Below are 12,286 nucleotides of genomic sequence, written 5' to 3' on the forward strand. Positions count from 1 at the left end.
CCAAAGCTTTAGTGTAATTTTATGTGCCAAATACTATTTACGGGGGTGCTTATGGCAGTAATACCTTTTTTAATTATTTTCCCATTAGTTATATCCCTAATTATGTATTGCACTAGAGTTAACAAAGTCCGCAATTTAATTGCATACATAAGTTCAGTTGTAATTATGGCATCTGTACTTGTATTAGTGGTTCTTTGGTGCAAGAAAGGGATGGAACCAATAACCTTATATTATGAAACAGAAGTGGTGGATAAGGTTATATTATTGGCAGAATTTTTACTAATGATTATAGTAACTTACCTATCATTTAAGTATAAAAGAGCATGGGTGAGCTTATTATCAATTTGTCCAACTTTGTTGATAGCATACTATGAACTTTTTGGACCTGAAAGACAACAATTTGCAGGACACATTTATATTGATCACCTATCAATTCTTATGTGCATAATTGTTGGTTTAATCGGTGGTTTGATTGTAATTTATGCAGTAGGTTATATGCATGGATATCATCATTCACCACATCATAGTAACGTAGAAGATAGAAGATATTACTTCTTCTCATTATTATTTATATTCCTTGGAGCAATGTTTGGTTTCGTTTTATCAGAAAATCTCCTTTGGATTGATTTCTTCTGGGAAATGACAAGTATTTGCTCATTCCTATTAATTGGCTACACAAGAGAGCCAGAGGCAATTAAAAATTCTTTTAGAGCACTTTGGATGAACTTACTTGGTGGATGTGCCCTAGCAATAGCTATTGTTTACTTTGGAACAAAGCTAGGATGTGTTGATTTACATATGTTAGTTAGCACAGCAATCCTTGGAAGTAAGCCTGCTAGCCTTGCAGTTTCACTAATTGCAATTGCAGCACTTACAAAAGCTGCTCAGTTACCATTTTCTACTTGGCTTATTGGCGCCATGGTTGCACCAACACCAAGCTCAGCTCTTCTCCACTCAGCTACAATGGTAAAAGCAGGAATCTATATTTTACTTAGATTAGCTCCAGCTATGTCAGAAACACAGACAGGAACAATGATAGCCCTTGTTGGCGGTTTTACTTTCTTACTTACATCATTTATGGCAATCGCACAGTCAGATGGAAAGAAAGTACTTGCCTTCTCAACAATTTCTAACCTAGGACTAATGGTTGCATGTGCAGGTGTAGGTACACCTGAAACAGTTTGGGCAGCAATATTCCTTATGATGTTCCATGCAATTTCAAAATCCCTATTATTCCAGGACGTAGGTGCTACAGAAAATGCTCTAGGTTCAAGAGATGTAGAAGATATGCATGGCCTACTTTACATGCTACCTAAGTTAGCAATTTTTATGTTTATTGGTATTGCCGGAATGTTCCTTGCACCATTTGGTATGTTAATTTCAAAATGGGCAGCACTTAAGGCATCAGTAGACGAGAGAAATATAATACTAGTATTCTTTATTATATTTGGTTCAGCAACAACAAGCTTTTACTGGACAAAGTGGATGGGAAAAATCATTAGCCACAGCCACTTAAACGGAAGACAAATCAAAGATAAAACAAAGAAAAATGAGATGATTTCATTAACAATTCACGCAGTCTTAATGATTGCATTATGTGCATTGTTCCCACTATTATCTGAAGTTTTTGTAAATCCTTTAGTTAATCAGATGTTTGGATCATCACAAAATGTTTTATCAGATAAGATTTTATTTACATTAATTATAATTATTTTAGTAGTATTTGCAGTACCATTCCTTGCTTACCAAAGCGGAAAGCATCAGACTCAGGAATTAAAGCTTTCATACATGAATGGTGTTAATACAGGAGATAACAGAGCCTTTACAGATTCCTTTGGAGAAGATAAAACTCTATGGTTATCTAACTTCTATTTCCATAAGATTATTGGATCTAGAAAGCTTATGTTCCCATCACAGATTCTTACATTAGCAGTAATTATTGTGATGATGTGCATGATTATAGGAGGTGCACTGTTATGATAAAAGTAATACTTACTATATGCTACATCCTTCTAGCACCATTGATTGGTGGTTTACTAGATGGATTAGATAGAAAAATTTCAGCAAGAATGCAACGAAGAGTTGGACCTCCACTTCTTCAGCCATTCTACGATGTTTCAAAGCTTCTTAGAAAAAAGCCAACTGCAGTAGCAAATTCTCAGAATTTCCTACTAATCTCATATATGGTACTTATGATATTAACAGGTGCTTTTTTCTTTGCAGGAACTGACTTACTTATGTGCTTTTTCGTAATGAGTACAGCAGCAACATTCCTTTATTTTGCAGGTGTTGTAACAAGTTCTCCTTATGCATCAATTGGTGCCCAAAGAGAATTACTTGCAATGATGGTTTACGAACCAGCAGTACTTTTCTCATGCGTAGGTTTCTACCTTGCAACAGGAAGCTTTAATGTTAGCGAAATTGCAATGAGCAATAAAAGTGCAATAATTTATCTACCTGGATTCTTTGTTGCATTTGTATTTATTCTTACAATTAAGATGAGAAAGTCGCCATTTGACCTTGCAACTTCTCATCATCCAAATCAGGAAATTGTAAAGGGAATTACAACAGATATAGGAACAAGAAATCTTGCTATTTTTACAATTACAGAATGGTATGAAAATGTATTCCTTATGGCTGTAGTAGGTCTTTTTATTGCTAATAAAAATTTAATCAGCATAATTGGCGCGGTAATAGTAATTTTATTGGTGTATTTCCTTGAGATATTAATTGATAATACATCAGCAAGAGTTAAGTGGCAGACAATGCTAAAAACTACATGGATTGTAACTATCCTTTTTGCTGGTGTTAACTTAATCATTCTAATGATTGTAAAATAGTGGAGGTTAATATGGGTAAAGTTAGTAAATCACCTTGGCTTCTACATTACGACGGATCAAGCTGTAATGGTTGTGATATTGAAGTATTAGCATGTCTTACACCTGTTTATGATGCCGAAAGACTTGGAGTTATGAATACAGGTGACCCTATGCAGGCTGATATTTTGGTTATAACTGGTGGAATTAATTCACAAAACCAGGCTACTGTAAAGCAGCTATACGACCAAATGGCAGATCCTAAGGTTGTAGTTGCAATAGGTGTCTGTGCCTGTACAGGTGGCGTTTTTAAGGAATGCTATAACATTCTTGGTGGAGTTGATACTACAATTCCTGTAGATGTTTATGTACCTGGATGTGCTGCAAGACCACAGGCAATTATAGACGGAATTATAAAAGGCGTTGAAATTTATAATGAAAGAGCCGCCAAACTAGAGAGTAAAGGAGGAAACCAGTAATGGATGAAGTTAAAGAATTAAAAACCAACGACAAAATGCGTCAGTTATCTAAATTAGAAGAAATTCCAGCTAGTGACCTTCTTGAGAGATGTCTTGAATTAAAAAGAGCAGGTCTAAGATTTTCTCAGGCCTGTGCAGCTTATTACGAAGATAAGTTCCATCTTACATATACATTTTCAAACTATGACACATTAGAGATTATTTCTTTAAGAGTTGTTATAGATCCAGAAGAGGAAATTCATAGTATAACAGAATTTATACCTGCAGCAATTTTCTATGAAAATGAAATGAAAGAAATCTTCGGAGTTAAGATTAAATTAATCACTAATGACTTAAATAACAAATTATATAGAATTAATGTGGAAGCACCTCTAGGTGTTGCACCACAAGAGGGAGGAAAAGAGTAATGGGTAAAAGAAGTGTTATTCCTTTCGGACCTCAACATCCAGTCCTACCTGAACCAATTCATCTTGATTTAGTAGTTGAAGATGAAAGAGTAATTGAGGCTATCCCTTCAATAGGCTTTATTCATAGAGGACTAGAGGGTCTTGTAAAGAAAAAAGATTTTAATACAATGACATATATTGTTGAGAGAACATGTGGTATCTGTAGTTTCCAGCATGGAATGGGATACTGCGAAACTCTTGAACATATTATGGACGTGGAAGTTCCAGATAGAGCTAAACTTCTTAGAACAATTTGGGCAGAGCTTAATAGAATGCATTCACACCTATTATGGCTTGGCTTACTAGCAGATGGTTTTGGCTATGAAAACCTATTCTACCAGTGCTGGAGAATTAGAGAAAAAGTCCTAGATCTTCACGAATTAACAGCAGGTGCAAGACTTATTTTTTCTGTAAATAAAGTTGGTGGCGTTCTACGTGACATTGATGAAGATAAGCAAAAAATAATTCTAAATACAATTTCTGAAGTTGAAAAAGAATTATTAGTTATTGAGAAGACATTCTTTAATGACTATACAGTTCAATCAAGACTAAAGGGCGTTGGTATCCTAACTAAGGAAAAAGCTCACGAACTTGGTTGTGTTGGTCCTTTTGCTAGAGCTTCAGGATTAAATGTAGATTTAAGAAAGCTTAATTATGCAGGTTATGGCATGATTGATTTAGAGCCAATAACAAGTAATGACTGTGATTCTTACGCAAGATGTTACGTAAGATTAAAGGAAATTTATCAGTCAATTGATATTATTAGACAGGCAATTTCTAAATTACCAGCTGATAAGACAATTAGCGTGCCAGTTAAGGGTAATCCTAATGGCGAATTTATTACACGTCTAGAACAGCCAAGAGGTGAAGCTTTCTATTATGTTAAAGCTAATGGAACACCATACCTTGACAGAATGAGAGTTAGAACTCCTACTTTTGCCAATGTACTTGGTTTATGCGAAATGCTAAAAAATACAGAACTTGCAGATGTTGGATTACTTGTTCTTACAATTGATCCATGCATTAGCTGTACAGAAAGATAGGAAAGGAGTGCCAAACATGGGAATTTTACAATATGCGCCACAAGCGCTTAAAAATCTATTCTTACCACCAGTCACTACATCCTATCCATTTGAACCTGCTACTTATCCAGAGGGCAGTAGAGGACATGTAGATATTGATATTGATAACTGCATTTCCTGCGGAATGTGCACAAGAGCATGTCCAAGTAATGCCCTTAGCGTAGATAAGATGAAGGGGACATGGACAATCAACAGATTTGACTGTGTAGCATGCGGTTTTTGCGTAGAAAAATGTCCAAAGAAGTGCCTATCTATGGTAATTGGATATGAAACACCAAATAATACTAAGTCAGAGGCCGTTTATCAAAAATCACCAGAAGTCTTAGAGCGTGAAGCAAAGCAAAGAGCTGAAATAGCAGCGAAAGCTGCCGCAGCCGCTAAAGCAAAGGCTGAAGCTGCAGCAAAAGCTAAGGCTAATGCTAATTCACCATCTGAAACAGAACCTAAGGCTTAAAGAAATAAGCTAACTAGCTATAATAATGCAATGTGTGTTATTAAAATAAATTAAATTTAAGCTAAGGAATTTACTTCCTTAGCTTAATATTTAAGGAGGAAAAAGATGCATACTGTTTATATCATTTATGTAAAAGGACTTGTACAAGGTGTGGGTTTTAGGCCATACGTATGCCAATTAGGACAAAAGCTAAATGCAAAGGGCTGTGTTTCAAATATAGGCGGTCAAGTTTTAATAAAAGTATATGATGATAAAGACAAAGCAAATGCCTTAATTTCTTCTCTTAAAAAACTAACATATGACAATGATATCTTACCGGGATCTAATGTTAAATCCATTAGTTTAAAGATTAAAGAGGAAGAAACAATAGATGAAAAAGATTTTTTTATAGACTATTCATCAAGCCTAGAAGGAGATATACGCTTTATACCTGTGGATTATTGTACCTGTAACAAGTGCCAAAAAGAACTCTTAGATCCACAAAATAGAAGATATAAATATCCCTTTATTAGCTGTGTTTCCTGTGGACCAAGAATATCAATTATAGAGGATATTCCCTATGACAGAGACAATATTACATTAAAGGAATTCCCTATGTGTAAGGCCTGTGAAGATGAATACACTAAAGTAGGCGATAGACGTCATTTTGCCCAAACCATTGGCTGTAATGATTGTGGTCCAAAGCTTATGTATAAAGAAAAGGATTCACAAATTTTTTATAAAGACGAAGCCCTAAACTTAAGCATAAAGGCTTTAAAAATGGGTAAAATCCTAGCAATAAAAGATATAGGCGGATATCATTTTGTATGTGATGCAAGAAATGTAGCATCCATTAAAAAATTAAGACAGATTAAAAAAAGACAGAATAAGCCTTTTGCAGTAATGTTTAAATCTGTAGAAGACATTAAAGATTATGCATTTGTTAATGAAAAAGAAAAAGAACTTTTAGAAAGCAATGCAAGACCAATTGTACTTTTAAGAAAGAAAGAAACAGGTAAACTACCTGAAATTATAGATGATGACTCAAGTTATTTAGGTGCAATGTTGCCAGTAAATCCACTACAGATTCTACTTATGATGGAATTTGACGCACTTATTATGACAAGCGGCAACCTAAGTAAAGAGCCAATTATAAAGGATGACGAAAGAGCATTAAAGCTACTTGATTTAGGATTAATTGATGGATGCCTTTATAATAACAGAAAAATCACAAATTCCCTTGATGATTCAATTATGAAGGTAACACAAATAGATGATAGATATATTACACAAATAATTAGAAGAGCTAGGGGCTTTGTACCAACAGCAATTAGAATAAATAAGACATTAAAAGAAGAATGCTTTGCAGCTGGGGGAGATTTAAAGTCAGTTTTTGCCCTAGCTAGGAAAAATTATGTAACACTAAGTGGACACTTTGGAGACTTAATAGATTTAGGAGCATTTAAAGAAAGAAATTTATCCATAACTAGATTTATGAATTTATTAAACATAAATCCAAAGGAATTTATATGCGATAAACACAGTGGCTATTTATCAAATAAAGAATGTCATGAATTTGCAGCTAAAAATAACAGTCCAATAAAAACTATACAACATCACCATGCCCACATAGCCTCTGTTATGGCAGAGCATAATCTAGAAAAAACCATAGGAATTGCACTAGATGGAACAGGCCTTGGAAATGATGGCTGTATTTGGGGTGGTGAATTTCTATACTGTAAGGACAATGATTTTGTAAGAATGGGACATTTAGATTACATAAGCCTTATAGGAGGAGATTTGGCTACAACTGATATAGATAAATCAGCAGCTGTAAGCATAATGCAGTGTATAGATAAAGGAATAATTGATAAGGACACACTAGATAAACATAAATTCTTAAGGGAATTTTTTAATAGTCCTGTAGAGAGTTTACTAAGAAGTGCTCTAGATAATAATATTAATAGCTATAGAACTTCATCTTGTGGCAGACTTTTTGATATTATTTCAGTAATTCTAGGAATAAAAAATAAAAACACCTATGAGGGAGAAGCCCCGATTAAACTAGAGGAATGTGCCTATAAATACTATGAAAAAATAGGACATGAATTACCTCCTCCTTTAATAGCTGTAATAGTAAAGGAAACTAATAATGAAATAATACTAGACACTCTTAACTTGATTGGAGATATTTATAATCTCTATATGGCAGGAGGTAACGTTAATGAGCTTGCCTTTGAATTTATTAATTCATTAGCAACAGCCCTTGTTAATATATGTCTATTAATTTCAAAAAAGACAGATTGTATGGATGTATCCCTATCTGGTGGCTGTTTTAATAACAGCTTATTAGTTACAATTATCTACACTAAATTAAAGAACTTAGGCTTTAATATTTACACTAATAATCAAGTACCTTGCGGTGATGGCGGAATTGCACTAGGTCAAGTGTACTTAGCTTAAATTAAATTTAGAATTAATAAGAAGAAGGAAAAATTATATGTGTGTTGCATTACCAGGAATAATTACAAAAATAAATGATAATAATACAGCTACAGTGGATTTTAATGGTAATACCGTTAATGCCCACCTTGGCTTATGTGATGTAGAAATCGGAGATAGCGTGCTTGTTCATGCTGGTTGTATTATTCAGAAAGTATCTAAATCAGAAGCTGACGAGATAAGAGATATTTTTGCAGAAATTAATGAATTAGGAGATTTGACTAATGCAAACTAATAGGGATTTAGATATTAAAGAAGAAATTAAAAAATACGTCACATTCCTAAAAGAATACAACGGAGAGACCCTACGTCTTATGGAGGTTTGTGGAAGCCATACAGCCGCCATATCAAAATCAGGAATTAAAAAAATCATATCACCTAAAATCAAATTGATTTCAGGTCCTGGCTGTCCTGTATGTGTTAGTCCATCTGCTTTTGTAGATAGATTAATTGAACTTGGAAAAAAAGGAGCACATATTGTTAGCTTTGGAGATATGATGCGAATACCAGGGTCTACTAGCACCCTAAATGAAGAAAAGGGAAAGGGGTTACTAGCAAGCTATGTTTACTCACCCCTTGATATTATTGAAATGGCAAAAAAAGAACCGGAAAGGGAATTTATTTTTGCCGCAGTAGGTTTTGAAACAACCATTCCTACATATACACTTTTACTTGATAGAATAATAGAAGAGAATATAACTAACATAAAAATTCTAACAGCGCTAAAAACCATGCCAGAAGCCATTGATTTTTTATGTATGAACAAATGCGACATTGATGGTTTTATAGCTCCAGGACATGTAAGCGTTATTACAGGAAGCGATGCTTTTAATGAGGTTTCATCTAAGTATAAAATGCCTATGGCAGTTACAGGCTTTAGCCCATATGAATTAGTACTTGGAATCTATGCACTTACCAATACCTGCATAAATAAAGAAAAATATATATCTATGGGAAAAAGTCTTGTAGGAAACTACTACAAAAGCGTTGTAGAAACTAATGGTAACCAAAAGGCCCAAAGACAAATAGATAAATACTTTAGAAAAGGAGATGCAATCTGGCGTGGAATGGGAAATATCCCAAATTCTGGACTTTATCTAAAGGATGAATATTTAAAATACGATGCCGGTAGCCAAAATCTAAATGACGATAAGAAGATAAATAAGGCTTGTCGCTGTAGTGATGTTTTAATGGGTAAAATTTCTTCAAAGGAATGTCCATTATTTAAGAAAATATGTAACCCTCTAACTCCTCAAGGAGCTTGTATGGTTTCATCTGAGGGAAGCTGCTATCAAGCATTTAAAAATAACGACTAATTTAAGGAGGACTGTTACGGCAGTAAAGACTATGATAATAAATATGGCACATGGAAGTGGTGGAGCTTTTACATCACAATTAATAGACGAAATATTTGTAAAGGAATTTGATAACGAAACAGTTAAGGAGCTAGAAGACTGCGCTATTGTTGATGGATCTAAAAAAATAGCAATGACAACAGATAGCTTTGTTGTAAATCCAATAATTTTTCCAGGTGGAGATATTGGTAGACTATGTATTTGCGGTACAGTTAACGATCTTTTAATGAGAGGCGCCACACCAAAATATATTACTTGCGGTTTTATTATTGAAGAAGGTGCAGACTCTGATGTCTTAAGAAAAATCGTAAAATCCATGGCAGCTACAGCTAAGGAAGCCGGTGTAAAAATAGTAGCCGGAGATACCAAGGTAATTGAAGGTAATGGCGGAATTATGATAAATACAGCTGGTGTAGGTTTTGTTGACACTGATCTTAATATTAGCTCTAAGAATCTAGAAGAAGGAGATGTTATTATTCTTAGCGGAAATCTAGGAGATCACCATGCCACAATTCTTGGAAGCCGTATGAATATAACTAATAACATTAAAAGCGACAATGCCCCACTAAATGAAATTGTAGAAAATCTACTAAAGGAAAAGATAACAATTCATACAATGCGAGATGTTACAAGAGGCGGCCTCTCCACTGTACTTACTGAAATTTCAAGAAGTTCTAATCTAGACATAAGATTAGAAGAAGATAAAATCCCTGTTAGCAATGAAGTTAGAGATTTTTGCGGACTTCTAGGCCTAGACCCTCTATATATGGGAAATGAAGGCAAATGCGTAATAATTCTTCCAAAAGAAGAAAAAGAAAAAGCCCTCTCAATTATAAGAAATTCAAAATATGGCGAAAATGCTTGTATAATCGGAGAAGTTATGGCAAAGGAAGAAGATAAAGCATTAGTTTATATAGAAACTGAAATTGGCGGAAGACGAATTCTTGACGTACTTCAAGGCGAAGGCCTCCCAAGAATATGTTAAATAGAATATGTTAATTCTATATTTTTTTGAAAGATTAATGCTAGACTAAAAAATAACTTTAACCTTTCTAATATAGTAATTGAATAACTTAAACACTCGTGCTATAATAAAGTTACTAAATTTTGTGAAAAATTAAATATCATAAATAGGAGGTACTTTAGTTTATGAGCACACAACAAAGTGAAAAACGCGTAGTGCGAATACGAGACAAGTTCTTGCTTTCCATTATGCCTGCAATAATCATTTTTATTATCTTGATTATTGTCATAGCTGGCCTTTTATCTGAACGAATGATCAAGAAATTATCAGAAGATGCCCTAGACTCATCCGTTAGTACACAATCTGATAATATTAATAGTTGGATGAATGAAAACCTAGAAAATTTCTCCACTATAAAAAACACAATTGAAGCAATGCAACCAAATGCAGACGAACTTCAAAAACTATTAGACGCTTTTTACGGTTACAACAAATACGCACCAGAAGGTGTTTACATTGGTACACTAAGCGGCGATCTAATTAAGGCAACAGAATCTATGAAAAACAACGCTGATGTAACACAAACAACCTGGTTTAAGGAAGGTTTAACAAGAGTAAATCTTAATTACACTAATGCCTATAAAGATTTTAAAGGAGACATGATTATTTCTGCAGCAGGTCTTATTAATGACGGCTCAGACAATCTTAAAGTATTAGCAGCTGATGTTCCTCTAGATCAAATAAGTATTATTGTAAACTCTGGCGTTAAAATGGAAAATGCTTATTCCTTCCTTGTTGATACCAATGATAATACAGTGCTTGCTCATCCTGACAGCCAAATTGTTTCAACAAAACTTGATTCAAGTTCGGATGCCTTCCTTGGAGAAGTCGCTAAAAAAATAAACGAACGTGACTACAACAGAACAAAAATTAACAATAATCTTGTTTGCTTTAAACAGATTTCAGGAACTAATTGGGTTTTGGTATCATACATTAAAGAATCTGTTATTTTAAGTCAAGTTTATAGCTTAATTAATAAGTTAGTAGTTATTGCTGTTGTAGCTATCTTACTTACATCTGCAGTAATTATCTACATTGTAACAGTTCTTATTAAGCCTATTTCTAAGATTTCTGATGGAGTTACAGCAATGGCTGATGGCGACTTTACTATTAAGATTAACAATAATAGTAATGATGAAATCGGAAGAATGAGCGATAAAGTAAATCAATTTATTAAGATTATGCGTAACATGCTACAATCCGTTGCTGACGAATCAGCCAAATTACAGGATGAATCAAGAACTAGTGATGTTGTTGCCAAATCCATGTATCAGGCTTCAGAAAAACAGTCAAAGGCAATGCAAAATCTTAATTCAACTGTAGATGAACTTGCAACAGCAGTTAATGAAATTGCCATAAATGCACAAACCCTTACAGAAGTTGTTTCTGTAACAAGAGCTAACTCAACAAAGGCTAATGAAGCAATGCAGGAATCTGTTGAAATCTCTAAACAGGGTAAAACAGATATGGAAAAATTATCAGATGCTATGGGTCAAATCGAGAATTCAATCAAAGAGCTTGTTACATCAATTAATAAAGTTGGTGATGCATCTGAGCGAATTACAGGCATCGTAGCATTAATTGGAGAAATTGCAGAAGAGACAAATCTTCTTTCTCTTAATGCAAGTATTGAAGCTGCTAGAGCTGGTGAGGCTGGAAAGGGCTTCTCAGTAGTAGCAAGTGAAATTGGTAAACTAGCTCAAAATTCAGCAGAAAATGCACAAAACATTGCTAAACTCATCGAAGAAATTAGAGATTCAATAACTAATGTAGTTGACCAGGCTAACGAAAGTGCTACAAGCATTAAGGCTAACACAGACTTAATTGATGTTGCCATGGAAACCTTTGACAAAATTTATGAAAACATCGCTAATTCAAGCGACTTAGTCTCAGAAATGATAGATGGTGTAACTAAGGTTGATGATGTTGCAACTAATGTAGCTGCGATTTCTGAAGAACAGGCTGCTTCAGCTGATGAAATCTTAGAGACATCTAAACAAATGGTAGAACAGGCTGATAACATTACAAGAAATAGTGAAGATGTAGCAGCTAACTCTAATGAACTTGCACAAACTTCTAATACCTTAACTGAATATGTTTCGAAGTTTAAACTTGGAAGTCCATCAGACGATGATGAGGATTAGGAGGT

Annotated in this window: 11 protein-coding genes; all 11 read left to right on the forward strand. The window is 34.3% G+C overall.

Going from position 1 to position 12,286, the window contains the following annotated elements:
- Positions 1-51: 51 nt before the first annotated feature.
- Positions 52-1,980 (forward strand): NADH-quinone oxidoreductase subunit 5 family protein, encoded by a 1,929-nt coding sequence (locus T537_RS0107635; protein WP_031557038.1) that lies wholly within the window; start codon positions 52-54, stop codon positions 1,978-1,980.
- Positions 1,977-2,840 carry a respiratory chain complex I subunit 1 family protein gene (locus T537_RS0107640; RefSeq protein WP_027437672.1) on the forward strand — a complete coding sequence of 288 codons (864 nt, stop codon included), beginning with the start codon at positions 1,977-1,979 and terminating at the stop codon, positions 2,838-2,840. The genes T537_RS0107635 and T537_RS0107640 overlap by 4 nt, the downstream gene beginning before the upstream one ends.
- A gap of 11 nt (positions 2,841-2,851) precedes the next feature.
- Positions 2,852-3,295 (forward strand): NADH-quinone oxidoreductase subunit B family protein, encoded by a 444-nt coding sequence (locus tag T537_RS0107645; RefSeq protein WP_027437671.1) that lies wholly within the window; start codon positions 2,852-2,854, stop codon positions 3,293-3,295.
- The gene (locus tag T537_RS0107650) at positions 3,295-3,702 is read left to right on the forward strand and encodes an NADH-quinone oxidoreductase subunit C (protein ID WP_034244470.1); all 408 of its coding nucleotides are present in this window, start codon (positions 3,295-3,297) and stop codon (positions 3,700-3,702) included. The genes T537_RS0107645 and T537_RS0107650 overlap by 1 nt, the downstream gene beginning before the upstream one ends.
- On the forward strand, positions 3,702-4,784 hold the full coding sequence (locus T537_RS0107655; protein WP_031557046.1) for a hydrogenase large subunit: 1,083 nt from the start codon (positions 3,702-3,704) through the stop codon (positions 4,782-4,784). The genes T537_RS0107650 and T537_RS0107655 overlap by 1 nt, the downstream gene beginning before the upstream one ends.
- A 16-nt stretch (positions 4,785-4,800) precedes the next feature.
- Positions 4,801-5,277 (forward strand): 4Fe-4S binding protein, encoded by a 477-nt coding sequence (locus T537_RS12060; protein WP_034244474.1) that lies wholly within the window; start codon positions 4,801-4,803, stop codon positions 5,275-5,277.
- Positions 5,278-5,382: 105 nt separating this feature from the next.
- On the forward strand, positions 5,383-7,719 hold the full coding sequence (gene hypF, locus T537_RS0107665) for a carbamoyltransferase HypF (protein WP_031557050.1): 2,337 nt from the start codon (positions 5,383-5,385) through the stop codon (positions 7,717-7,719).
- 37 nt (positions 7,720-7,756) lie between these two features.
- Positions 7,757-7,993: a HypC/HybG/HupF family hydrogenase formation chaperone gene (locus T537_RS0107670; protein ID WP_027437667.1), complete on the forward strand. Its 237-nt coding sequence runs from the start codon at positions 7,757-7,759 to the stop codon at positions 7,991-7,993.
- A complete protein-coding gene (gene hypD / locus T537_RS0107675) occupies positions 7,983-9,074 on the forward strand; it encodes a hydrogenase formation protein HypD (RefSeq protein WP_031557052.1) in 1,092 nt (363 codons plus the stop codon). The genes T537_RS0107670 and hypD overlap by 11 nt, the downstream gene beginning before the upstream one ends.
- 31 nt (positions 9,075-9,105) lie before the next feature.
- Complete coding sequence (hypE, locus tag T537_RS0107680; RefSeq protein WP_031557054.1) at positions 9,106-10,098, forward strand: hydrogenase expression/formation protein HypE; 993 nt, start codon at positions 9,106-9,108, stop codon at positions 10,096-10,098.
- Between the two features lie 164 nt (positions 10,099-10,262).
- The gene (locus tag T537_RS0107685) at positions 10,263-12,281 is read left to right on the forward strand and encodes a methyl-accepting chemotaxis protein (protein WP_031557056.1); all 2,019 of its coding nucleotides are present in this window, start codon (positions 10,263-10,265) and stop codon (positions 12,279-12,281) included.
- Positions 12,282-12,286: the final 5 nt, after the last annotated feature.

This window comes from Lachnospira multipara LB2003 (assembly GCF_000702205.1).
Classification (GTDB): domain Bacteria; phylum Bacillota; class Clostridia; order Lachnospirales; family Lachnospiraceae; genus Lachnospira; species Lachnospira multipara_A.